23 protein-coding genes are annotated in these 25,169 nt (G+C 41.3%); 7 read left to right on the forward strand and 16 right to left on the reverse strand.

The genetic code is table 11. From position 1 onward, the window contains the following. Positions 1 to 6: 6 nt before the first annotated feature. The 4 genes from BUB05_RS12125 to BUB05_RS12140 form a co-directional block, all read right to left on the reverse strand. Complete coding sequence (locus tag BUB05_RS12125; RefSeq protein ID WP_073049882.1) at positions 7 to 1,569, reverse strand: acyl CoA:acetate/3-ketoacid CoA transferase; 1,563 nt, start codon at positions 1,567 to 1,569, stop codon at positions 7 to 9. Between the two features lie 12 nt (positions 1,570 to 1,581). Beyond that, on the reverse strand, positions 1,582 to 2,361 hold the full coding sequence (locus BUB05_RS12130; protein ID WP_073049883.1) for an enoyl-CoA hydratase-related protein: 780 nt from the start codon (positions 2,359 to 2,361) through the stop codon (positions 1,582 to 1,584). Between the two features lie 106 nt (positions 2,362 to 2,467). Then, a complete protein-coding gene (locus BUB05_RS12135; protein ID WP_073049884.1) occupies positions 2,468 to 3,823 on the reverse strand; it encodes a GntP family permease in 1,356 nt (451 codons plus the stop codon). 152 nt (positions 3,824 to 3,975) lie between these two features. Continuing rightward, positions 3,976 to 4,461: a hypothetical protein gene (locus BUB05_RS12140; RefSeq protein WP_073049885.1), complete on the reverse strand. Its 486-nt coding sequence runs from the start codon at positions 4,459 to 4,461 to the stop codon at positions 3,976 to 3,978. Positions 4,462 to 5,071: 610 nt separating this feature from the next. Here BUB05_RS12140 and BUB05_RS12145 point away from each other — a divergent pair. Further along, positions 5,072 to 5,542: a universal stress protein gene (locus BUB05_RS12145; RefSeq protein WP_073049886.1), complete on the forward strand. Its 471-nt coding sequence runs from the start codon at positions 5,072 to 5,074 to the stop codon at positions 5,540 to 5,542. Between the two features lie 161 nt (positions 5,543 to 5,703). On the opposite strand, the gene BUB05_RS12150 is transcribed toward BUB05_RS12145, so the two are convergent. The 5 genes from BUB05_RS12150 to BUB05_RS12170 form a co-directional block, all read right to left on the reverse strand. Next, positions 5,704 to 7,662, reverse strand: a complete 1,959-nt coding sequence (locus BUB05_RS12150; protein ID WP_073049887.1) for a TRAP transporter permease — start codon at positions 7,660 to 7,662, stop codon at positions 5,704 to 5,706. A gap of 64 nt (positions 7,663 to 7,726) precedes the next feature. Next, on the reverse strand, positions 7,727 to 8,719 hold the full coding sequence (locus BUB05_RS12155) for a TAXI family TRAP transporter solute-binding subunit (RefSeq protein WP_073049888.1): 993 nt from the start codon (positions 8,717 to 8,719) through the stop codon (positions 7,727 to 7,729). A gap of 134 nt (positions 8,720 to 8,853) precedes the next feature. After that, the gene (locus BUB05_RS12160) at positions 8,854 to 9,603 is read right to left on the reverse strand and encodes a LytR/AlgR family response regulator transcription factor (protein ID WP_073049889.1); all 750 of its coding nucleotides are present in this window, start codon (positions 9,601 to 9,603) and stop codon (positions 8,854 to 8,856) included. A gap of 1 nt (position 9,604) precedes the next feature. Further along, positions 9,605 to 11,287, reverse strand: a complete 1,683-nt coding sequence (locus tag BUB05_RS12165; protein WP_073049890.1) for a LytS/YhcK type 5TM receptor domain-containing protein — start codon at positions 11,285 to 11,287, stop codon at positions 9,605 to 9,607. Between the two features lie 180 nt (positions 11,288 to 11,467). Next, complete coding sequence (locus BUB05_RS12170; RefSeq protein WP_073049891.1) at positions 11,468 to 12,853, reverse strand: sodium:solute symporter family protein; 1,386 nt, start codon at positions 12,851 to 12,853, stop codon at positions 11,468 to 11,470. Between the two features lie 212 nt (positions 12,854 to 13,065). Here BUB05_RS12170 and BUB05_RS12175 point away from each other — a divergent pair, with 212 nt between their 5' ends. Then, a complete protein-coding gene (locus BUB05_RS12175; RefSeq protein WP_073049892.1) occupies positions 13,066 to 13,950 on the forward strand; it encodes a polyprenyl synthetase family protein in 885 nt (294 codons plus the stop codon). A gap of 102 nt (positions 13,951 to 14,052) precedes the next feature. On the opposite strand, the gene BUB05_RS12180 is transcribed toward BUB05_RS12175, so the two are convergent. Both BUB05_RS12180 and BUB05_RS12185 read right to left on the reverse strand, forming a co-directional pair. Further along, entirely contained in the window at positions 14,053 to 14,469 is a 417-nt protein-coding gene (locus tag BUB05_RS12180; RefSeq protein ID WP_073049893.1) for a universal stress protein, read from the reverse strand. A gap of 127 nt (positions 14,470 to 14,596) precedes the next feature. Then, a complete protein-coding gene (locus BUB05_RS12185; RefSeq protein WP_073049914.1) occupies positions 14,597 to 15,187 on the reverse strand; it encodes a DNA-3-methyladenine glycosylase in 591 nt (196 codons plus the stop codon). 309 nt (positions 15,188 to 15,496) lie between these two features. Between BUB05_RS12185 and BUB05_RS12190 the strand changes: the two genes are divergently transcribed. Beyond that, positions 15,497 to 15,730: a type II toxin-antitoxin system Phd/YefM family antitoxin gene (locus BUB05_RS12190; protein WP_073049894.1), complete on the forward strand. Its 234-nt coding sequence runs from the start codon at positions 15,497 to 15,499 to the stop codon at positions 15,728 to 15,730. Continuing rightward, positions 15,714 to 16,136: a PIN domain-containing protein gene (locus tag BUB05_RS12195; RefSeq protein ID WP_073049895.1), complete on the forward strand. Its 423-nt coding sequence runs from the start codon at positions 15,714 to 15,716 to the stop codon at positions 16,134 to 16,136. The genes BUB05_RS12190 and BUB05_RS12195 overlap by 17 nt, the downstream gene beginning before the upstream one ends. A gap of 270 nt (positions 16,137 to 16,406) precedes the next feature. On the opposite strand, the gene BUB05_RS12200 is transcribed toward BUB05_RS12195, so the two are convergent. Further along, positions 16,407 to 18,116, reverse strand: a complete 1,710-nt coding sequence (locus BUB05_RS12200) for a sigma-54 interaction domain-containing protein (protein ID WP_094762904.1) — start codon at positions 18,114 to 18,116, stop codon at positions 16,407 to 16,409. Positions 18,117 to 18,352: 236 nt separating this feature from the next. Here BUB05_RS12200 and BUB05_RS12205 point away from each other — a divergent pair, with 236 nt between their 5' ends. The 3 genes from BUB05_RS12205 to BUB05_RS12215 are packed head-to-tail and all read left to right on the forward strand — an operon-like array spanning position 18,353 to position 20,865. After that, positions 18,353 to 19,534, forward strand: a complete 1,182-nt coding sequence (locus BUB05_RS12205) for an acetyl-CoA C-acetyltransferase (RefSeq protein ID WP_073049896.1) — start codon at positions 18,353 to 18,355, stop codon at positions 19,532 to 19,534. A gap of 12 nt (positions 19,535 to 19,546) precedes the next feature. Continuing rightward, entirely contained in the window at positions 19,547 to 20,200 is a 654-nt protein-coding gene (atoD, locus tag BUB05_RS12210; RefSeq protein WP_073049897.1) for an acetate CoA-transferase subunit alpha, read from the forward strand. Between the two features lie 5 nt (positions 20,201 to 20,205). After that, on the forward strand, positions 20,206 to 20,865 hold the full coding sequence (locus tag BUB05_RS12215; protein ID WP_175548563.1) for a 3-oxoacid CoA-transferase subunit B: 660 nt from the start codon (positions 20,206 to 20,208) through the stop codon (positions 20,863 to 20,865). 104 nt (positions 20,866 to 20,969) lie between these two features. Here BUB05_RS12215 and BUB05_RS12220 read toward each other — a convergent pair whose 3' ends face one another. The 4 genes from BUB05_RS12220 to BUB05_RS12240 form a co-directional block, all read right to left on the reverse strand. After that, complete coding sequence (locus BUB05_RS12220) at positions 20,970 to 21,770, reverse strand: Cof-type HAD-IIB family hydrolase (RefSeq protein WP_073049899.1); 801 nt, start codon at positions 21,768 to 21,770, stop codon at positions 20,970 to 20,972. A gap of 9 nt (positions 21,771 to 21,779) precedes the next feature. Beyond that, the gene (locus BUB05_RS12225; RefSeq protein WP_073049900.1) at positions 21,780 to 22,454 is read right to left on the reverse strand and encodes a GntR family transcriptional regulator; all 675 of its coding nucleotides are present in this window, start codon (positions 22,452 to 22,454) and stop codon (positions 21,780 to 21,782) included. Then, complete coding sequence (gene ispE / locus BUB05_RS12230; RefSeq protein ID WP_175548561.1) at positions 22,439 to 23,326, reverse strand: 4-(cytidine 5'-diphospho)-2-C-methyl-D-erythritol kinase; 888 nt, start codon at positions 23,324 to 23,326, stop codon at positions 22,439 to 22,441. The genes BUB05_RS12225 and ispE overlap by 16 nt, the downstream gene beginning before the upstream one ends. A 597-nt stretch (positions 23,327 to 23,923) precedes the next feature. Beyond that, on the reverse strand, positions 23,924 to 25,162 hold the full coding sequence (locus BUB05_RS12240) for a pyridoxal phosphate-dependent aminotransferase (RefSeq protein WP_073049902.1): 1,239 nt from the start codon (positions 25,160 to 25,162) through the stop codon (positions 23,924 to 23,926). Positions 25,163 to 25,169 lie beyond the last annotated feature (7 nt).

The following is a 25,169-nucleotide window of genomic DNA, read 5'->3' on the forward strand; positions in this document are numbered from 1 at the left end:
TTGAAATCAAGCTGAAATAGCTTCCTCTCCAAGTCCCATCACTTCGTCCCTGAATATTCTTTCGTCCATGACTTTCAAATCTTTGGAAATGACAGGCTTTATATCCATCTGGTCGAGTATGTCCTTTTGAAGGTCCATACCAGGTGCTATCTCAGTAAGCATTAATCCATCCTTGGTAAGCTCGAAGACTGCTCTCTCGGTTATGTACATAACCGGCTGATTAACCTTGTTGGCATAGTCGCCGCTGAAAGTTATCTGCTGCACTTCCTCTATGAACTTCTTGCTTTTTCCTTCGCTCAAGATCTTAAGCTTTCCGTCTTCAACATCAACCTTAAGGCCTCCGACTGTGAATGTTCCACAGAAGAATACCTTCTTTGCATTCTGGGTGATATTGATGAATCCGCCGCATCCTGCAATCCTTGTTCCGAACTTGCTTACATTGATATTTCCTGCCAAATCCGCCTGGGCAAGTCCCAGGAATGCAAGGTCAAGTCCTCCACCATCGTAGAAATCGAACTGGTATGGTTGGTCAAGTATACACTCCGGATTTGTTGATGCTCCAAAGGCTTTTCCTCCTGCAGGAATTCCACCGATTGGTCCCGCTTCAACAGTAAGGGTCATGTAGTCTCCTATGCCTTCTTCGTTCGCAACCATTGATATCGCCTCAGGCATTCCTATGCCAAGGTTTACAATCGCATCAGGCTGAAGTTCCATTGCAGCTCTTCTTCCTATGATCTTTCTCTGATTCATGTCAAGAGGTTTGACGCTTCCTACTGGAACCCTTGCCTCTCCAGAGAAAGCAGGATCGTACTTGGTATCGAAAACCTGTTCATGATGCTCGTTCATTTCAGATACAACTATATAGTCAACATATATTCCAGGTATCTTTACGAGTCTTGGATCAAGTGTTCCTGCCTCAACGATGTTCTCTACCTGTACTACTACTATTCCTCCGGTGTTCTTTGCAGCCTGGGCAACAGCAGTAGATTCAAAAGTCAACGCTTCCTTGTCCAATGTCACATTTCCTTTTGTATCAGCGCTGGAGCCTCTTAAAAATGCAACATCAATATCGTGCGGCAGATAGAGAAGTCTTTCCTGGCCTTCAATATTTATAACCTTTACAAGTTCCTCTGTTGTTTTTTTATTAAGCTTTCCACCTTCAATCCTTGGATCCACAAATGTATTTAAACCGACATGGGTTATGGTTCCTATCCTTTTTCCCGCTATGTCCCTGAACATCTGCGAAAGGGTTCCCTGGGGAAAGTTGTATCCTTCTATCTTCTCATCCACAATCATCTGTCCGATTTTGGGCGCAAGGTTGTAGTGTCCGCCTATTACCCTTTTCAAAAGACCTTCGTGGGCGAAGTGATTGATTGATCTTGAATCTCCGTCTCCTATGCCGGCAGCATAAAAAAGTGTCAAATCCTTAGGTGATGACGTTTCCTTGAATCTATCCTCAAGGGCACAGTAAAGAGCCTCAGGAGATCCGCATCCTACGAAACCGGTTGCAACAAGAGTCTGTTTATCCTTCACTAGACCTGCAGCTTCTGCAGCGGTAATAATTTTCATGGAAATTCCTCCTTACTTGTTTTTGAATTCAGCTGCTCTCTTTTCTACAAAGGCATTCATTCCTTCTTTTTGATCCTCTGTAGAAAAGCACAGTCCTGCAAAACTTGTCTCAAGCTCAAGGGCATTCTTAAGGTCCATATCGAGTCCCTTGTTGACTGCCACTTTTCCATATTTCACGCCTATTGGAGATTTTGTAAGTATGGTAGCCATCATTTCCTTTGTAGCATCCATAAGTGCGTCCGGCTCAACCACCTTGTTTGCCAGTCCTATTCTGTAAGCTTCATCAGCTTTTATATATGCAGCGGTGAAAACAAGCTCTTTTGCTCTTCCCGCTCCTACAAGTCTGCCCAGTCTTTGAGTTCCTCCAAAGAATGGAAGGATTCCAAGATTTACTTCAGGCTGTCCGAATACAGCTTTTTCAGATGCTATCCTGATATCACAAGCCATGCAAAGCTCGTTTCCTCCACCTAGTGCGTAACCGTTCACAGCAGCAATAACAGGCTTTTCAAGAGTTTCTATTTCATTGAAGACATTTTGTCCAAAAGTAGCATAGTTTCTTGCCTGCTCTCCATTGTATTCCTTCATCTGTACGATATCCGCACCAGCAACAAATGCTTTTCCAGCTCCTGTTATTACGAGACCCATGATTTCATCATTTGCTGCTACTTCCTTAACAGCATGGGAGAGTTCCTGCAATATTTCTATGTTCAATGAATTAAGGGCCTTTGGCCTGTTCATTGTAACAGTTGCCACTCCGTTTTCAACTTCAAAAATAATGTTTTCGTAATTCATATTGATACACTTCCTTTATTTAATTTATTTTTATTTATCAATAAAGCAAATAAGCTATGGAACCAAATCATTCCAGCAGGAAGATCTGATTCCATTTTTATGCTATTTACGCTATTCCTGTTACCATGTAGAAGACAATAGCTACTATTGTTGCCGCAATAGGTGCTACCACTGTACAGAATCCAAGGTCCATGTATGATTCCTTGTGGCTAAGGTGGCATACTGAAAGCAGCGTTATAACGAAGCCGTTGTGTGGCAATGAGTCAAGTCCACCTGCTGCCATAACCATGATTCTGTGTATCGCTTCAGGGTTCATACCCATGTTCATGAATTCCTTTCCAAGAACATCAAGGGCTATACCAAGTCCACCCGATGCAGAACCTGCAACACCGGCAAGAACTTGAGATGCTATTGCAACCTTGATTATGCCAGGCATTTGCATTCCAAGAAGAGCAAGCTTTACGGTCGTGAAGGCAGCAAGAGACTTGATAACTCCACCGTAACCAACCTCTGATGCTGTATTGAATACAGGCAGAAGTGATCCAACAGCTCCTTCGAATACAATCTTGTTCTTGTTGCTCATGTAGTTTCTGAATGCAAAGAGACAGAATAATATAGCTGCGGACAAGGCAACTACAACTGACCACGTACCGTTTACTCCGCCATACTCCGCATATTTTGCAACAACCGCTTCACTCTTGAAGTAAACGTTTGTAAGTAAGAAGTTTATTACGAATACAAGAATTATTGGTGCAAATGACACTGCATTTCCAGGAAGGGTATCTGTCATGGCAGCCTCGAATTGCTCGTCAGGATGTTCTCCGTATCCTTCACCTCCGGCTACAGCTTTCTTCATTCTGGTATTAAGCCAGATTGTACCCATGAAAAACATTACCAAGGCACCAATTGTACCTAGAACAGGTCCTGCATATATATCTGTTCCGAAATATACAGTAGGCATTGTGTTTATATACTGTGGTGTTCCCGGAATTGCCGACATGGTGAATGTAACTGCTCCAAGGGCTATTGCTGCAGGAAGGAACCTTTTAGGCATGTTGGCTTCTCTTAGCAATGTAGCTCCTATTGGATACATAGCGAATACAACGACAAACAGTGAAACTCCACCATAGGTCAATAGGGATGTTGCTATTACTATTGAAACTATTGCCCTTTCCTTTCCAATCTTTTCAGCGATGAATAGTGCGATAACCTTGGCAGCTCCAGACACTCCCATAAGCTTTCCGAATATTGCTCCTGTAAGGAATACAGGGAAATACTTTTGCAGATATCCCGTTGCAGACGGCATGAAGAGACTTGACCATGCAAACAGTGCAGGATACTCTCCCGAGAGAACAGTTGCAAGCATTGCCAGCAAAGGTGCCAATACCAGTACAGAAACCCCTCTGTACGCAAAGTATATTAGCATTGATAAAGTAAGAACGATTGATATAACTCCTAACATTAATGAATCCTCCTAAAAAATTATGTTTTTTCAGATTTCTCTGAATTTATATGAATGCCTGGGCATCATATACTTAGTTTGTGAATACCTGTTACGCAGCAAAACTGCTTTCTTGTGGTATTCGGCTTTATGCATTTTTAACTCTCTTAAGCTTAGACAAGAATGATTAAGTCGTAAATCATATAAATAAAAGCCAGAACGATTATTGCTATAAGGGCCTTTCCATAAGCTCTCATGAAAAGTCCATTGTTTTTGAAAAGCTTTACATTCCTGTCGTTAATGAATTTCTTGCCTTCACCTCCCATGGAAAACACCTTGACGGTATCGTGTATTAGTCTGATGACAAAGTACATGGCTGTAGACATAAGTATATAGTACAGTATCCTGAAATCCACTGGTGAAAGTCCATCTGCAACCACCACAAGGGTACTGCATCCAATAAGGAATAGTATCCTGTATTCGTTTGCATAATCCCTGTAATCGAATTTGTACATGTCTGCCGTAATAAGCGTCAAAAATAAAAGGGCCAAATGGAAGTATTTATAGTCGGCAGGTATGTAGAGCTGCTGGGCAATGGCAGCAGCAAGGACAAAATAATATACATTTTTGATTCTCTTTGCCTTTAAAGCAAAGTTCATAAAATCACCTCTAGATTTTTTTATACAAAGCGGTTTCATCAAGTCATCCATGAAACGGTGTTGTCAGCAGATAATCACTCTGACATTTTCCCAAGTACGGGGCAACACTTGCCGCCAACAACGTTTTCCCGTCCTGAAATATAAGTGATTATCAAACCCTCTTGCAGAAATCCACCACTAATTTCTTCAACGAATTTATTTCGTCAAAATCTTTGTTAATTTTTTAACATTCAATGGGCCAACTGACCCATTCTCCAATAAAACAACGGGGTATATAAAGTCCCGGTATTAAGAATCCAAGTTCGTCATAATCCTTGCAATGTCAATGTTTTCTCTTTTTGGCCATAAACAGGAAACGAGAACAATTCATTTCTGAATTGCTTATACTAATAATACATGATTGACTTATGTTTGACAATATCGCACTTTTTTCTCACATAGTAACCAAATAGTCACGTAGTGTGCGAGTGTATACATGGTTACCAAAAGGTAACCTAAGGACATGGAAGTGCCTAATTTACAAACGATTCAGATTTGCATTATAATTAAGTTGTAAACGATTTCAAGACATCATATATGCTAAATATATGAAAAAAAGGAGGACCAGACTATGAAAAAAGTATTATTACCTGTTGATGGATCAATCGGTTGTCAAAAAGTTCTGGATACGGCTGAAAAACTGGCCACTAACTACGACAGTGTGGTGACTGTATTCAACGTTTATGATCATCCCCACTCAAGGAATACGGACAACTTTATTCCTGATGAGAATAAGACTCAAGAGATTTCTCCAAATGCAGACAGCTTCATTCCACAAACCGACAAGCCTCAGAATATTGTGGAAAACGAAGAAATGGTCGCTAAGACAGTAGAGCACCTTAAAGGCAAGGGTGTAAAAGCCGAAGGAAAGGTGGTAATCGGTGACCCTGCAGCAGAAATACTGGACGAAGCCAAAAACGAAGGATATGACCTGGTAGTCATGTGCACCCATGGCATGTCAACTAGCAAAAGATTCCTCCTTGGCAGTGTAACAAACAAGGTTGTCCATCATATTGATATTCCAATCATGATCATAAGATAGCACCCACAAATTGTATCACTCTTGAAAATGATTATACAAGAAAGCAGGCATCCACAAAATTTTCTTCGTGGATGCCTGCTCTCTTGCCCAACAGGGTTAAATCCCGGAGATTGGATGCTCTCCGGGATTTGTGATATGTAAATATGGGGAGGAGAACGTAATTATGCTTCTACCAGTTTTCCCTTTGTAACTTTCTGTGCCGTTACTATTCCAAGGAATATCAGAAGCCCGATTATATCGGTAGGCACTCCGGGTATCATGAGGAGTACTGACGATGCAAAGAGTCCTATCCTGTAAACTGCATTGAGTTTTTCAAGCATATAGCCTTCCACTGCTGCTCCCAGAGAAACAACTCCTATTACGGCTGTAACAGCTGCTATCGCTATTATCAAAGGTGATGCATCAACCATAAGAAGTGCAGGCGAGAAAGCGAATATATAAGGTACCACGAATCCTGCAAGAGCCAGCTTTACTGCCTGGAAACCTGTCTTTGCCGGATTTCCTCCTGCTATTCCCGCTCCTGCAAATGCCGCCAGTGCAACCGGAGGAGTTAGGTTCGCAAGCATTCCGAAGTAGAATACGAACATGTGCGATACAAGCGGCGGTACACCCATTTTAGCAAGGGCAGGTGCTGCCATTGTTGCCGTGATTATATATGCAGGTATTGAGGGAAGACCCATACCGAGAACTATACAAGCTATCATGGTGAAGAAAAGTGTAAGTATCAGCACTCCGTTTCCAAGGAACAATATAGCTCCTGCAAGCTTGAGGCCGAATCCTGTAAGTGTCGCCACTCCGATTATTATACCTACCACTGCACATGACATTGCCACTCCCAGAGCGGTTCTCGCTCCGCTTTCAAGGGAGTTTACTATGTCCATGAAAAGGCCTTTTGTCTCCTTCTTTGCAATTCGTACTACAACCTGAAGACCTATTGTCATAAGTATTGAGAAAAACGCTGCATATATCGGAGTCTTTCCGCTTACCAGCATGTATACCAATACGATAAGGGGTACAAGAAGGAATCCTCTTTCCTTCAAAACCTCGGATACCTTTGGAAGCTGGCTCTTCGGCAATCCTTCAAGACCGTTCTTTGATGCCCTGAGGTGAATCATCACTATTACTCCAAGATAGTAGAGAAGTGCTGGAATTATTGCGCTTATTGCTATCTTGATATACGGTATCCCAAGATATTCAGCCATTATGAATGCTGCAGCACCCATTACGGGAGGAAGTATCTGCCCTCCACATGAAGCTGCCGCTTCAACCGCTCCGGCAAATTCATCCTCGTAGCCTATTTTCTTCATCAATGGAATTGTAAACGCCCCTGTGGTAACAACATTTGCCACTGCAGAACCGTTTATTGATCCAAGGAATCCGCTTGATACAACTGCAACCTTTGCCGGTCCACCCTTTGTGGACCCTGCAATTGCCATAGACAGGTCATTGAAGAACTGTCCCATTCCCGACGACTGGAGAAATGATCCAAACAGTATGAACAGGAATATGTATGAAGAAGAAACACCTATTGCTATACCGAAAATACCTTCAGTTGAAAGGTACATGTATTCCGCTATCTGCTTTATATTGTATCCTCTGTGGGCCATCATGCCGGGAAGCTTCGGTCCCAGGTATGCATAGGCAAGGAAGATCAGTGCCAGTATTACAATTTCCTTTCCCACTATCCTTCTTGCACCTTCCAGAACTGTTATGATTGCCAGAAGGCCAAGTATGACATCTGTCTGGTTGGGCATTCCCGCCCTAAGGACTATGGAATTATATCCGAATACTATATATGCTCCCAGTGCCAGTGAAAGGATTGAAAATCCCCAGTCCAGCACTGTAGGCCTGTCCTTTCTGGATTTACTGCTGAATGGATAAAGTATGAATACAAGTGCAAGTATTATTGATGTATGAACAGCCCTTTGCATGAGGGTTACAAGTGCACCCTGCCAGGCTGTATAAAGATGGAAAAGGGACAGTCCTACGCATACTATGAATACTATAAGTCCGGGAATTGTATTCCTGTCGAGTTTCCTGAATCTGGCTTCCGTATCGTATTTCTCAAGAAGTTCGCTTTGATCTATTTCGGCTTCCTGGAATTCAAGTTTTTCTTTCATTTTTACCTCCTATTATAATAGATTTGCCCTGATAATTCAGGACAAATCCTTGATGTCAATTCTGTTATTCCATTACTCCTACTTCCCTGAAATACTTCTCAGCTCCCGGGTGAAGTGGTACAGGCACTCCTTCGTTGAATTTCTCAATGTCTATATGCTTTGCTGCATTGTGAGTATCTATCATGGCATCAAGATTCTCGTAAAGTGTCTTTGTGATGTCATATACTGTATCTTCGTCAAGGTCTTCCCTTGTGATAAGTATGGTCTTTACTGCAGCAGTATATACATCTTCTTCGTTGTCATATGTTCCTGCAGGAATGATTTCAGAGCTGTAGTAAGGAATTGTTTCCTGAAGCTTCTCAACCATTTCAGGTCTTATTGTTACTATAACTACATCATGAGTAGTTGCAAGGTCCATTATTGAAGCATTTGGAAGTCCTGAAGTAAGGAATGCAGCATCAATTGTTCCGTTCTTCATCTGCTCAACAGACTCTGCATATGAAAGATAGTCTTCCTCTATGTCATCGTAAGTTATGTCATGTGCCTTGAGGATGTTTCTTGCATCAACCTCAACACCGCTGCCAGGTGCTCCGACACCGACTCTTTTGCCTACAAGATCTTCAATCTGTGTTATTCCTGTATCCGCAAGGGTTATAACCTGACAGAAGTTCGGATAAAGAGCCGTGATTCCTCTGATGCTCTCAAACTTGCCTTTTTCAGCAAAGCTTTCAACTCCGTTGTATGCAAAGCTTACAACATTGTTCATAGCGAAAGCGATTTCAGCTTCTCCGTTTCCAATCTTTGTTGCGTTTACGGCAGATGCTCCTGTGGACTCAACTGAAGAGTTTACATAGTCAAGGTTTTCATTAAGCAGGTTGGAAAGTGTTCCTCCAAGTGCAAAATACGCTCCCGAGCTTCCTCCTGTCAATACTGTTACGAATTGATTTGATTTCTTTGCACCGTCTTCCGATGCAACATCAGCCTCGGATCCGGAACAGGCCGTTCCTACAACGGCAAAAATCATTATTAGTGCCAATAAAAAAGAAAGTTTTCTCATATCTACTACCTCCAAGTTTTTTAACTTCTTATCTTGGTTGCAGTATAATACAAGAAAACGTTTCTTGAAACACTATTGGATTATGTTGCATTATAACATCCTTAAGATGCATTATTTGGGTTTCAAGAAAACCATCAAATTTTCAGTTTTTCCTTGAAATCCTTCATATAGTTTCTGCTTACGGGTATTTCCAACTCGTCGAAGTCCTTTATCCTAAGCTTCAATGTATAATTGAACCAGGGTATTATTTCCTCTATATAGTCGATATTCACTATGAAGCTCTTGTGGGTCCTTATGAACCCATCTCCATTTTCTTCCATAAAAGCCTTCATTGTCTGGTTAATTGAATATTCATCCTTCTCCGTGAATACCCTTATTTTTCCTTCAAAATATTCAAGATACACTATTTCCTTGAGCTTCAACAAAAACAGCTTGTCGTTCTTAGCAACTGCAATACTTGTCATCTTCTTTCCCGCAGAAGGCTTTGATGCCGTTGCCTCCTTCTTTACAACTCCGGTTCTTATGTCCATATTCTGCCTTGCCCTGTCTATGCACCTCTTCAGCCTTTCCTCCATGATGGGCTTCACTATATAGTCAACGACACCTATATCGAATCCCTTAACCGCATACTGGTCAAAAGCTGTGGCAAGAACTATCTGGGGAGGATTCTCCAAATCCAGTATTTCCCGGGCAATAACCAGGCCGCTTTGTGTCTGAAGATTTATGTCAAGGAAAACAAGATCCGGCTTTAGGTCTCTGACCATTGGAATAACATCCTCCGGATCTCCCGTCTCTCCGCAAACTTCAACACCTTCAAATTTATCCATGAAATACTTGAATTCATCCCTAATGTATTTTTCATCATCAACCAGCAATACTCTCATATCACACCTCACTCTCATTTTTGTTTTCCCTCACACCTGCTGTACACGGAGCCTTTATTATCATTTCCGTATATGAACCAGGCTCCGATTTGATTGTCAGGGAGAACTCAGGTCCGAACTTCCCTATTAGCCTCTGGTTCACATTGTTTAGTCCTATTGAATCTATATGCTTAACATTTTCATCATTCAATTTCTCAATGGTTTTTTCAGGTATGCCCACTCCATTGTCGAATACGGATATTTTGACCAGGTCACCGTCCCTAGCTGCGCTGATTCTAACATATCCGCCTTCCTTCTTTGGAAGTATTCCGTGCTTAATGGCATTCTCAACGAGGGGCTGGAGGGTAAGGGGTGGAAGGAGACAATCCATTCCCTCTTCAATGTCATATTCTACCATAAGCTTGTCCTCAAACCTTGCCTTTTCTATTTCAACATACGACTTCACATGGCCGATTTCCACATCCAGGTTTACTAGGTCCCTGTCTATTGTAAGATTGTTCCTGAAATGATTGCTGAGATGGAGTATCAGGTCTCTTGCCTTCATTGCATTGGTCCTGCAGAGGGATGCAATGACAGTCAGCGAGTTGAATAGAAAATGTGGATTGATCTGTGCCTGAAGGGCCTTAAGTTCGGCCTCGACGAGAAGCTTTGAATTTTCTTCAAGCCTTCCTATCTTTATCTGGCTGGAAAGGAGTCTTGCAAGGCCCCACGCTATTTCCCTGTCCACCTTGTTCATTGTGTTTTCAGTCTTCTTATAAAACTTGATGGAACCTATGATCTCATCACCATCTCTAATAGGTGATATTATCGTTGAATCGATTTGAATCATTTCTCCATCGTTGATCATTTTCTTGAATCTTTCAGAATTTACAGGTTTACCCGGCTCATGATTGTCCAGAGATATTCCCGAGTGTGATATGACTTTTTCCCTGTCGGTTATGGTGACTGCATCAAAGCTTGTCATGTTCTGTATGGTGTCGGTAACTACTGCAGAATGCTCCCTGCTCAATCCCCCCTTTATATATGGAAGAAGCCTGTCTATGATATTTATTGACAGGTTTACCTGTTCGGCTCCTATCCTCTCCCTGTCCCTGAAGATGTTTTCTATCACCATGAAAAGGAGAGCAAGGCCTATGGAATTTATAATAACCATGGGCATCCAGATATTCTTCACCAACTCCAGCGCTTCAGGGAATGGCCTTGAGAATATGAGCACCGAAATCTTCCTCATGCTTTCACATATGGCTCCGACAAAAGCTGCATGGATCCAAAGTTTTTTCCTGTTTCTGAAGGCGACACCGAACAAGCCGGCCACCAGCCCCTCAAGTGGCACCGACACTGCACATGCAAGCTGGGTGAACTTGCCCGTAGGCATGAAATATCTATGGATTGCAGCGATTGTCCCTGAAGCAAGTCCCACTACAGGCCCTCCAAGAAGACCTCCCGTTGCAACTCCTATGATTCTTGTATTGATAAGTGCTCCGTCGAATTCAACGCTGAAGTAGGTTCCAATTATGCCAAAAATCCCGAATACGACAGTAAGCAACACCTTGTCCTTAATGCCGGAAGGCTTCTTGTATATGAACTCCCTGGCAGGCTTGAGGTTTGACACTATGAAGGCAAACATGAAAAGCGTGCCGAATTTATTTGCAAGATTCATCAAGAGAAATCTGTATTCTTCCATAAGTACTCCTATAATTCTATATTCATATATGTCAGTTCAAATCTAAACCAACAGTCTATCTTTTATGATATTACAACATTTTTGATGAATATTCAAATACACATCATCTTTGCATTTCAAGACTAAATTTAAAAGCCCCTGCTTCAAGAAAGATTCTAAAACATGGGCCTTCATTATATACTAAATTGTTTTCTTGACTCTTCCATACATTATAAACAAAACAAATACAACAAGGCTCGTCCCCATTCCTATATACAAGGGGTCAATATCCACAATCTCAAATACACTCAATGCAATGGTCACCAAAGGGGCTGCAACCATGGACAGAAGCCCCGCCCTGTAGGGAGTCCTTTCCTTGAAGATGACTGCTATTACAAGGGGCATGAATACCACGGTACCCCTCAAGGTCATTGAAAGAAAGGCCCACTTAAGGATAAGGGAGTCAAGGTTGAATACAACCATCATTGATGTTGCAAGAAGAATTGCCAGCACCGATATCCTTAGAGACAGAAGTTCCCTCTTCTCGTCTGCCCTTATGTTTATTACCGTCTTGTATATGTCCCTGCTTATCATGGTGCTTATGCCGAGGGTCAGTCCCGCTCCCGTAGCAACGACGGAAATTATAAGGGTACCTATTACTATCCCTCCAATAGCAGGGTTCAGATAGTCTATTACAAATAGGGGAAGAGCCTGCTTGGATACGATTTCAGGATGGACATTCCTCATGAACATTCCTATCATTGTGCAGATAAGACCTATGGGAGGTATCAGAAACGCCGCCAAAAATGATCCTTTCTGTGATTCCCTGTAGGACCTTCCAGAGAATATTGCCTGCAGATACGTCTGTGTAGAGCACACTCCCACTACCAACGCAAAGCCCTGGGCTAGTCCGTTGAAGGTTCCACTGCTGAAAAGATCGAACCATGGCTCCCTGGGATAGGAAGCAACAAAATTTCCAAGGCCTCCAAATTCTTTCAAAACCACATAGGCACTGATTGAAAGCGTCACATAGAGAAGGACTGTCTTTATGGAACCAACAATGCTTGAACCCAGGAAGCCTCCGAAGAAAATGTACGAGATAATAAGCAGCATTGTTATGAATACTGCAATGTTTTCACTTATGTTGAAAAGAGAGGTGAATATGGCGACAGAAGCAAGAACCTGTCCCGTAATGTGAACAAATATGGCCATTGAAGAGATGATGCTTGAAGTCATCCTTGCCCTGTTGCCGTAGAATTTTATCATGAATTCCGGCACAGTGAAGATTTCAGCTTCACGAAGAGGTCTGGCAAGAAAGAGTCCCAGAAAGATGCATCCAAGGCTGGCTCCAAGGGTGAACCACATTCCGTTCATACCGCTTACAAAGGCAGCCTGTGCCGTACCTATGGTTGAAGCTCCTCCAACCAGTGTTCCTATTATGGAAGCCGACACCTTCGAAGTTGAAAAGTTCCGTCCACCAAGGGCGAAATCAGCTGAACTCTTTACATTTTTACTTGCATTTATTCCCATAAGGGATACTATCACCAGGGTTATGAAAGTGCTTACTAAATAGGCTCCGTTCTGCATTATATCCTCCAAAAGTCGCTATTTATCATTTGAATCATTTGTTTTTCTAAATGGTTGTTTTCTGTTCAATGGTGTAATTATAGCACAATACGGAGTCAAATTCTTGATTTATTTGAATTGTTCACTAACTCTTTTGATGATATAATATACTGAAAATCTGTCAATACTGGAAACTTAAGAGATAGCAAAGAATAAACTGCGAGGAAAACAAAATGGAATTCAAAACATGGCTAAACACCAAGATTAAGAAAACGGAAAAATATCTTGAAATATATCTGCCTGAAAAGGACAACAGGCAAAAAAAAATTTACGAAAGCATGAGATACAGCCTCTTTGCAGGTGGCAAGAGGATAAGGCCGGTGCTCATGATGGAAACCTTCAGCATGTTCAATGAGGACGAAGACTCCATTATGCCCTTCGCCTGCGCCCTTGAGATGATTCACACCTATTCCCTGATACACGACGACCTGCCTGCTATGGACGATGATGATTACAGAAGGGGGAAACCCACAAACCATAAGGTGTACGGTGATGCAATGGCAATACTTGCAGGAGACGGACTCCTAAACAAGGCCTTTGAAACGGTATCACAAAACATGACCAGCATGAAAATACCTGCTGAAAGGATCCTCAAGTCCCTTGAAATACTGTCAACAGCTTCAGGTACGGAAGGAATGATAGGTGGACAGGTAACGGACATGTTCGTAGAGGAAAGGACAATGGAGTACCTTGAATACATGCACAAGCTTAAGACAGGAGCTCTCATACGGGCAGCCTGTGAAATCGGGGCTACTGCAGGAGGAGCGACCGAGGAAGAGATATCAAAGCTTTCAGATTATGCCCGCTATCTTGGTCTTGCCTTCCAGGTAAAGGACGACATACTTGATTTCACGGCAGACGAGGAAGAGCTGGGGAAACCTGTAGGAAGCGACGAGAAAAACGCCAAGCTGACCTATATAACACTGGTGGGGCTTGAAGAATCACAGAGAATCCTTGAAGATTATACTGAAAAGGCAGTTGCAAGCCTCGGAATTTTCGGAGACAGGGCAGATAGATTAAGAGAGATAGCCGAATACCTCCTGATAAGGAAAAACTAGGCATAACAAAACAGCATTGGAAACTGTGTTTCAATGCTGTTTTTATATTTCAATGTTTGACATGGTATCATGCAATCGCCTGATTTTCATTGCAGTATGATTTTATCTTATAACAAGAACAGGAATATCGATATGATTCATTACCATGCCTGTAACGCTTCCTGGCAAAAGCCTCTGTCCTGACGGTATTCCTTGAGTGCTCATGATAACAATGTCGTAATTGCCACTTTCAGCCTCATTGATGATATCAGTGGCAGGATCACCCTTGAAAAGCTTTGAATCGACTCTTATCCCTTTATCCTTCAACAGCTTGACAGTATCATCCAATTCCTTCTGAAATTCGACAATGTCATCATCATCCAAATCAACTGCCGATGTACCATAGTGGGGCATTTGTCTGCAGTTAAAAACATGAAACACAGTGACCGTACTGTTAAACTTTTTCGCTAGATTCTCGGCAGCTGAAATCAAATCATCCATCTTCATGGAACCATATTTGGGTAACAAAATCTTCTTCATACTCATAACCACCTTTTGAATTAATAGTATAGATTAATGACCTTACAATTTCATTATATACCCCATATCGTTCCGCTACAACCGAACATAATGTAAACTTTTAAGTTCATGCATCGTATACTACATATCATGCAGGATTCATGCGAAACCTCCACATAAAATCCTTGGCCTCCTCTGCATAATCTATGTTGATTCTTTTTCCGATTTCAATGTCAAATTCAGTGTAGCCGTCATCATATAGATATAATTCATCACCTAACAGATCAATGGAATTTTGATCCCTGGTAAGGTTCAATGCCATACAAAGCTTTCCCGGACCGTTTGCGAAATTCCTTTTCTGATATCCCGAAAGTTCAACATATGGTTTCTTGAACCTGTACATGGACATTTCATCACGCCCGTCCAGTGGAATACCTCCTCTTATGAGCACTGCACAACCGCACCCCTTCCTTTCCGTAACAATGTTAAAACAGTTGTACATGCCGTAAATCAGATATATGTATGAAAATCCCGGAGGTCCGAACATGACCCGGGTCCTTTCCGTAATCCTTCCCTTGTAGCAATGGCAGGCCTTGTCTATGTCCCCTATATAAGCCTCCGTCTCCGTAATCCTCAAGGACAAACCCTTGTGTACCAGGACCTTGCCAACAAGATCCCTTGCAACATCAAGAGTAGGCCTGTTGTAAAATTCCCTGTCCAGTTTATTTACTAGACCCATGTCTTTCCAGAATTCTTCATGGGTAACATACTCGGCGTCTAATTCCGAGGCTCTCTCTGCTGCTAAATTTGAGAGTATTGTATCCATCTCTTCTTCTTTTGGTAAAATCATTTGCTCGGATTGATTAGTCACTATCATCACCTCTAAATACATTATAGTATATACAACCTCAAGTTGCAATTTGGCACAAAAGACCTATCCTCTCTCGTCATCCGTCATTCGTACAGTCGGTTGTGTTTTATTTACGAATTGTACAATACATGGTATAATATAATAAAGATCGTACACAGTTTTCAAGGAGGTGTTTTTATGCTAAAAATAACATCTACAGAATTAAAACAAAATCTAGGCAAGTATCTTACCATCGTAAATAAAGAAGAGATCATCATCACCCGTAATGGTATTCCTGTTGCCAAACTTACCATACCAACAGAAAATGAAATGAATTTGGTAAGTCAACTTATAGGTGTAATACCTGATGATGGCTATACAATTGAAGACAGCCGAAAGGAGCGATTACTAGAAGATGAAAGTAATAATTGATAATAATGTTATCCTGGACGTTTTCCAAAATCGCCAACCATTTGTACAACACTCTTCAGAGATTTTGCGCCTGGTCGAAACAAATCATCTGAAAGGTTTTGTTACCGCTAATTCCGTAACTGATATCCACTACATCTTAAACAAGTATCTAAAGGACAAACAGAAGCTATATTCCATTATGGAAATCCTATTGAAATTGCTTGATATTATTGATGTCACGGCATTGGATGTTAGACAAGCCTTATATCCAGGTGTCACCGACTTCGAAGATGAACTCATCTGTGTTTGTGCAAAACGTGCAAGAGTCGATTACATCATTACACGGAACAAAAAAGACTTCACCCAGTCTTCAGTCAAGGCACTTACACCAGAGGAATTCTTAAAAGAATTCTATAATAGCTTATAACCTGGATTACTACAGAGGAGGGCATTCTGATTTATGAGGTCCGCATAATAAGCGCACTTATTCATCTGCCATCAAAAATAGTATTGCATATCAGCGAGGTTCCGACGGAGTAGGGAGCTGATGTGGAATACTATTTTCCCATGCAAAAGGTTGATTGTTGCAAAAAAATACCTCCACTACTTTGAGTGAAGGCTGAAAAAGGAGATTATAAAAGTGCTTTTAGCTATGAAAAGATTATATCATAAAACTAATTATAATTCAAAGAATATTTCAAATATTGTATTTTTGTTTTTTCCTCACCAATGTTGAAATATCAATGCCCAATTTTTTAGCCGCTTCTTTAAGGGTTTTTTTTGTTTCAAGTGCACTTTCTATGATAGCCTTTTCATGAAGTTCAAGCTGCTGTTTCAGGGAAAGGTTTTCATTGTTTGACATTATCTTGCTGCTGATATCTATCTCCTGTCCGTCCTGGCTCAGCTGGTCCCTGAAGAGCTTGGCTTCTATACAGGAATCATCTGATATGAGCACCAACCTCTCTACAATGTTCTTGAGCTCCCTTATGTTTCCGGGCCATGTATACACCAGGAAATTCTCCATGCATTCAGGAGAGAAGAAACAGTTTCTCCTGTGCTTGTTGTTGTAGTATTCAAGGAAAGTCTGGGCAAGAGGCAGCAAATCCTCCTGTCTTTCCCTAAGTGCCGGTATCCTCAGTGTTACAACATTGAGCCTGTAATAAAGATCAGCCCTGAATTTCTTCTCGTCAACAAGTGTCTTCAAGTCCGCATTGGTTGCAGCAATTATCCTTGCATTGAACCCAATAGCCTTACTTCCTCCTATTCTGTAGAACTTCCTGTCGTTCAAGGCATTTAGAAGCTTAACCTGAAGAGTGTACGGCATGTCTCCAATTTCGTCAAGAAAGATGGTGCCTCCTCCAGCCTCTTCAAAAAGACCTTTCTTTCCGCCGCGCTGGGCTCCCGTAAAGGCTCCTTCCTCATAGCCGAAAAGCTCCGACTCAATGAGGTGCTCTGGAATTGCGCCGCAGTTTATCTTTATTATATTACCCTTTTTATTCCTGTTGCTTATTCCATGTATGTACGTTGCAAGAAAATCCTTTCCCACTCCTGTCTCACCAAGAATAAGTATGGTGCTGTCAACCTTTGCCAGCCTTTTTGCCTTCTTGTACAGGGAAGCCACCGCTCTGTTGTTTGAGAAAACGGCATCTTCATTGTCAAACTTGTCCCCTACAGAATCAAGCTTCTTCTTGAATGTGAGTGACAGTGTTTCCTCCTTGGTGAGGCTCTTCATAAGCATGTCAAGTTCCGATACATCCCTTATCACTGCTATCGTTCTCTTCAGGTCTCCCTTCTCGTCGTATATGGGAGAACCTGAAACAAGACATTTCTGTCCCTGATAATAGTTGTTTATTGTTGATACGGGTCCCTGTGTCTCAATAACCCGTGCACAGCATGAATTTGGAAGAATTTCGTCCTTTCTCAACCCGTAGACAGTCTCTCCTATGAGTTCCTCCCTTCTCAGGCCGGAAAGGTTCACAAAGGCATCATTGACAAAGAGAGTCTTCCCCTTTTCATCGGTTATATATATGCCGTCCTCGAGCTTGTTGAGCATTTCGTTGTTTATATACCTCTGCCTGTTGAGATATTCAATCTGATATTCCAGTTCCTCGTAAAGGGAATAGTCCGAAAGGAAAAACAGATACATTTCACTGTTGTTGATCTTTATTTTCCTCTGCATTATATAGTACTGACTTCCCTCTTCATTTTCCACCATATAAAATTCTCCAAAATATTCATATCTTAGATTGTTGAAAAGGATAGACAGCTTCTTGTTTTTTGAACAGCCTTCATCATTGACAAAATGATGGAAATTTTTGTCGTATTCCTGGATATTGTATTTATCGTCTGTAATTACATAACTGAAATATGCAAGTTCAAGGTTTGGTAGTGTTATTCTAGTATCCATATGCACCTCCAAGTATAATTATATATGTGCATATGCAACATTGCAAGTGCCATTGCGTATTCATATGCAAATTTGCATATGAATTTTATGGATCCATAAATACGATTCTCCCAGCTTTCCCTGTTTTCCAACGAAAATCATCTTTTTTCTCTCCGTTATTTTTTTGGCACGCTAATTGCATCATACAATCCCATAACAAATAATTGACATATTTAAAAACAATGGAGGATTCAAAAATGAGTAGAGAAGTAGTTATAGCATCAGCAGTTAGAACTCCTGTAGGAGTTTATGGCGGAAGTTTGGCTAAAATGTCGGCAGTAGATTTGGGTGCAATTGCAGCAAAGGAAGCAATCAAAAGAGCAAATATCGACCCTGCAACTATAGACGAATACGTAATAGGTAATGTTCTAGGTGCAGGACTTGGACAAAACGTTGCCAGACAGGTGGCAATAGCAGCAGGAGTACCTGTTGAAGTTACAGGATTCACAATCAACAAGGTTTGCGGATCAGGACTTAGAGCTGCAAGCATGGCTTACCAGTTCATACAAAACGGAGACTGCGACATCGTTCTTTGCGGTGGAACAGAAAGCATGAGCAATGCACCATACCTTCTTCCAAACAACAGATGGGGACAAAGAATGGGAGACGGAAAAGTAATAGACTCAATGGTACATGACGGACTGTTCGACATCTACAACAAGTACCATATGGGAATCACTGCAGAAAATGTTGCGGAACAATGGGGATTCACTAGAGAAGACCAGGACAAGTTTGCTGCAACAAGCCAGCAAAGAGCGGAGGCTGCACAGAAATCAGACAGATTCAAGGAAGAAATAGTTCCAGTTGAAGTACCTCAAAGAAAGGGAGATCCAATAATAGTTGATACGGATGAATTCCCAAGACACGGTACAACTGCCGAAAAACTTGCAAAACTTAAGCCTGCATTCAAAAAAGACGGTACAGTAACTGCAGGAAACGCTTCAGGAATAAACGATGGAGCTGCAATGTTCATAATCATGAGCAAGGATAAGGCTGACGAACTAGGGGTTGAACCAATTGCGACAATCAAAGGATTCGGAAGCGGCGGAGTTGATCCAAGCATCATGGGAGTTGGACCAATCCCTGCATGTAAAAAAGCAATTGCAAAAGCAGGCTGGACAGTTGACGACATTGATCTTGTGGAAGCAAACGAGGCATTTGCCGCACAGTCACTTGCAGTAGTAAAAGATCTTGGATTCAACCCAGATATCGTAAACGTAAACGGCGGAGCAATATCAATTGGACACCCAATCGGAGCTTCAGGAGCAAGAATACTTGTAACTCTTCTTTACGAAATGGAAAAAAGAGACAACAAGAAAGGTCTTGCAACTCTGTGCATAGGCGGCGGAATGGGTACAACTGTTCTTGTCGAAAGATAAGGAGGAGATGTTTTGAAGAAGCTCATAACAATGAAAGAAGCTGTCGCCAAGATACAAGACGGCATGACGGTAATGGTCGGAGGATTCCTGGGATGCGGATCCCCCGACGGAATAATAGATGCTCTAGTGGAAAGCGGAGTAAAAGACTTGACATTGATCGGAAACGACACTGCTTTTCCTGACAGATCAGTAGGTAAAATGGTTGTAGCAAAGCAGTTCAAGAAAATCATAGTGTCACACATTGGAACAAACCCTGAAACCGGAAGACAGATGAACGCAGGAGAAACCGAGGTTGACCTTGTGCCACAGGGAACACTGGCTGAAAGAATCAGATGTGGCGGTTTTGGACTGGGTGGAGTTCTTACACCAACAGGAATAGGCACCGAAGTTGAAGACGAAAAGCAGAGAATCAAGGTAGACGGAAAGATTTATCTGCTGGAAACCCCTCTAAAAGCAGATGTGGCAATCATCAGAGGATGCAAGGTAGATAAGAAAGGCAACATATACTATCATGCAACTGCCAGGAACTTCAATCCTTTGATGGCAATGGCAGCCGAAACCGTAATAGTTGAAGCAATGGAAATTGTCGAAGCAGGAGAACTTGATCCGGAATGCATCGTAACACCTTTCACATTTGTTGACTATATTGTTGGAGGTGACAAATAATGGCTATGGACAAAAAGCAAGTTAAAGAAGTAATAGCAAAAAGAGTTGCCCTTGAACTCCATGACGGAGACCTTGTAAACCTCGGAATAGGACTTCCAACTATGGTGGCAAACTTCATTCCCGAAGGGACAGAAGTATTCTTCCAGTCAGAAAACGGGCTTATCGGCCTGGGTCCGGCACCTGCTGAAGGTGAAGAGGATTGGAATCTTACAAATGCCGGAGGCATGCCAGTAACTCTCCTTACCGGAGGATGTTATTTCGACAGTGCCACATCATTCGGGATAATCAGAGGCGGGCACGTTGCAGCAACAGTTCTTGGAGCTCTGCAGGTTGACGCCAGGGGAAATCTGGCAAACTGGAAGATACCCGGAAAAATGGTACCGGGAATGGGCGGAGCAATGGACCTTACGGTTGGTGCCAAGAAGGTTATAATAGCAATGGTTCACACTCAAAAAGGTGCACACAAAATCCTTAAGGAATGTACGCTTCCGCTGACTGCAAAAGAGCAGGTCAACATGATCATAACTGAAATGGCAGTTATCGAGGTTACTCCGGAAGGTCTTGTATTGAAGGAAATCGGACCCGAAGCTACAATCGAAGACGTTGTGGCTGCAACAGGAGCAGACCTGATCATTCCTGAAGACATCAAACAGTTCGGCCTATAAGATATAACTCCTATATACAATATCATATACAATTTGCAAAACAAAAACCCGCAATCCAGAAGCGGGTTTTTGTTTACTAATTTTAAAATATGCAAAATTGCATATCACTCATTCAATATGAATTTCTCAAGTACATGGGCCACGCCATCTTCTTCATTGCTTGGCGCTATATAGCCGGAAATCGCCTTCATTCCATCTTCTGCATTCCCCACAGCAACTCCAAGACCTGCATATCTCAACATGGACTCATCGTTGTAGTTGTCGCCAATTGCAATAACTTCACTTCTGTCTATTCCCCACTTGTCCGCCAGCAACTTGAGGGCAAATCCCTTGGTGGCATTCTTGTCTGTAAACTCAAGGAAATTTGTCTTTGAGTAAAACATGTTCACATCATCGCTTATGAATCCCTTTATCTCATTTGAAATTTCATCAAGCTTTTCCCTTTCATCCATGAGAATCATCTTGGGCGTACTCTTGAAATCAAAATCCACCAGACTGCCAACCTCTACAGTCTCAACCATCTTAGCAAAGCTTTCATAGTATTCCGTCCACTTGTTCTTTTCCTTAACAAATATCTTCTCATCGTCATAAAGGTTTATATGAATGTTATGCATTTCTGCATATCTAATTATCTCCAGTATCTTTTCCTTTTTAAGCTCGCTTGAATATATTGCTTCACCCTTGACAGGATCGATTATCTTAGCTCCCTGAAATGAGGCATATGGCAGGTCCAAGCCAAGCTCCTCCACGAATTTCCTTGCCGCAGCAGTTATTCTTCCTGTTACTACAACAAATTTAATGCCTTTTTCAACAGCCCTATTTATTGCTTCCTTGCTTTTATCGCTTATTGAAAAATCGTCTCTCAGAAGAGTATCATCCAAATCACAGCCAACTAATTTATACATATGTTCTCCCTAATTCTTCTTGAAAACGCCTTTGATATCATCCTTGAGAGTTGAAAGGTGAGATGTCATACCCTGTATCGCCCTCTCCTTGTCTCCTGTCTTGATAGCCTCAAAGACTTCATTGTGTTCCCTGATTATGACTTCCGGATTGTATGTCTCGTTGAAATAGATGAGCCTGAACCTCTGCATTATCTCATTGAGGGCATCCATGAAGGATATGAGTTTCTTGTTTCCTGAAAGTTCAACAATTAGATTGTGGATTTCAGTATCAAATTTCACCATTTTTTGAACATCTTCTTCCTTATATGCCTTCTCGAACTCCTTGTTGAGGTTTTCAAGCTCTCCTATCCTTTCAGCTCCGTCCTTTTCGATTGCAAGCTTAACTGCAAAGGTCTCCAGAGCCTCCCTGACCTCAAGTGTGTCGATTATATCTGCGTAGGAAATATCGGAAACATAGGCTCCCTTCCTGGGTTCCATAATCACAAGACCTTCAAGCTCCAGCTTCCTTATAGCCTCTCTCACAGGAGTCCTGCTTACTCCCAGCTGCTCTGCAAGCTGAATCTCCATGAGCCTTTCCCTCGGTTCAAGCTTTCCTTTAAGTATTGCTTCCTTAAGAGTTTCAAACACTATATCCCTTAAGGGCTTGTATTCTCCCAGGTTTATGATTTTTAACTTGTCATACATAATTCTACTCCCTTCTTTACGGTTTTGGTTTTATATATCTTGTCATATCTCTTCTTTAATGCTTCCGCACATTTGTCCAGGTCCCATTCATTCTCAAAAAAACCTACTACTGCAGATCCGCTTCCTGTCATCATTGATAAAAGTGCATTAAAACCTGTCATTGCATTTTTTATCTCTTTTATTTCCGGATGAATCTCTTCAACTATGTCTTCCAGGATATTACCCGTAAAAGACAAGGCTTCCCGGTACTCCATTCCGGAAATTCTATTTACAATTTCTCCCATGTCATATCTGTTGAACATGTGCTTTTCGACTTTCCCGTAAACATTTGCAGTCGATATTGATATTTCAGGCTTCACAATTAGAATATTGTCCCAGGAAAAGTCATTTATCCTCTCAAGTTCCTCTCCTATCCCCTCTGCAATACATGTGCCTCCAACCAGACAATAGGGTACATCGGCTCCTATTTCCACCGCTATTTCAGCCATCTCTTCGTCCGTCATTGAAAGATCAAACATTTCATTCATTCCAATTATGACCGCCGCTGCATTTCCGCTTCCTCCGGCAAGCCCCGCCCCTGAAGGTATGGTCTTCTTTATGTCTATCGATACACCATCTCCCAGTCCGTATCTTTCCATTATGAGACTGGCTGCCTTCCAAACGGTATTGGATGAATCTACGGGTATTGCTTCATCATCACAGCTGATTTTTATACCTTCGTCTGCATATTTAATCATTATCTCATCTCTAATATTAACCGTCTGCATCACGGATTGTATGTCATGATACCCATTCTGTCTTTTTGATACAATGTTTAAAAACAAATTAATCTTTGCGTACGAGTATAGCTTTGTATTTTTAAAAATATTCACGCATCCCTTCCAATTCAATCATTTTGTCATTTACAACTAGTGTGTTTTGATTTTTTTTAATTAAATGGTACTTTGTATACTGGATATTATATCATATATGCAGTATAATAGCATTACAAAATTGAAAATTATTCGCCAATCAATAAAAAATCCGCCTTTTTTGGCAAAAACACTGTATATTTTTGCAACAATGGTGTATAATATAGTTACAACAGATATACTATTTTATCAACCATCTAATAATGTAGATGAAGAGGGTAAGAAGGTTTTAATTCTTGTTAACGTAACAAGAAAAAGACAAATTATATCCAATATCAACCAGTCTGATATGTTGTTAAGTGAGATAGAATGGTGTAAATGTTTTAAGTATATATTCTGACCTACAGAATATTACAAAAAATCCTGAAAAGGGTGTGGTCCCACCGAAAAGGAGAGAGCATGAAAAAGGTAACATAGAAGCCGGTTCTTAAACGTGAGTTAAAGAGCCGGTTTCGCTTTTTTGTTTTATTATATATTGCTCAAATTTCAATTTAAGCATATAAAAACCAAGCAATCAATCATGCTTGGTTTTTATGGATAAGAAAATCTCCAATCCATTTAAATACTGTTTAACTTTTCCTTGACTATTGTTGCCAGACCTGGAATTCTATCAGATTGTACCGCACTAATGGCAAGCCTCACACCTTCCGCAAGAGGTATGCAATATATTTTTTCCTCTGCTAGGCTTTTCGACAACTTCACAGGATCCGTATATGGAATCGTAATGAAAAAACCCGCTGTATACGGAAGTGTCTTCAACTCAATTTCTTCAGCCTCCTCCAGAAACACATGTGCTCTGTTTTTTAATATTTCTCTGTAGGCTTCTCTTTCTTTCACCACTTCTTCATATAGTGTTTTATCCTTCATCATTTCAACCAGTACTTTTTGCGCCCCTCTCACTCCATTGGACCACGTAGCCCTGTTGGAATATTTGCTCACATTGAAAAATTCATCCACCACATCTTTGTCTTTTGCCAGACCTATAAGCGCTCCGCTTCTCATACCGTACATCAGAAATGATTTTGACATGCTAAATGCAACTGCCACCAGCATCTTGTCTGATATTTCATTGAAACAAGTCATGAATTCTCTGGCTTTGTCCGGCTCATCAGCATAATCAATATAGGCAATGTCCGCAAGGAGTATGATTTTTTTATTTTCGGCATAACTGTTTAGGTAGTCAATCAGTTCCGTCCAGTTTTCATTAGTAAAGCTGTATCCACTAGGATTATGCGCCGGACTGTTTACAACTATCATCAAGCTGTTCTGTCGGTCCAGCAAATCTCTTATTGAGTTTTTCAATGGTTCAAGTGAGAACTTGTTTTCAACAAACAAGTTATATTTATTAAATTTACGTCCCATTTCACTCGCCATTTCCCTATATGGACCCCAGTGCCATTCCGGTATCAGAAAGCTTTCTCCTTCTTCAACATAGTTCTTAATCATATGATGGATAGCTCCTGATCCACCTATTGTTGCCACAGCCTTTCTATGCATGCCATCGGACAAATTGTCATTGAATACATAATTCATGGACGCTTCAATAAATTCACGGTCACCTTCAATTGGAGCATAATCCATCATTTCATAGGAAGGCAACCCATCCAATACTTTTCTAACAGATTCTAATGAAGCAAATGATGCCGTTTCATCCTTCAGCACACCAAGTGTTGCATCAACAATTGCTGTTTTCCCAAATATTTTAATTGCTTTCTTGGCATCTCCCGCTGCTGAAAAACTTGCATCTTCCTTGCCTTTTCCAAATGAACTGGATGCTACCATAGATCTATTTTCCATAATATTT

Source organism: Dethiosulfatibacter aminovorans DSM 17477, assembly GCF_900142005.1.
Classification (GTDB): Bacteria; Bacillota; Clostridia; order Tissierellales; family Dethiosulfatibacteraceae; genus Dethiosulfatibacter; species Dethiosulfatibacter aminovorans.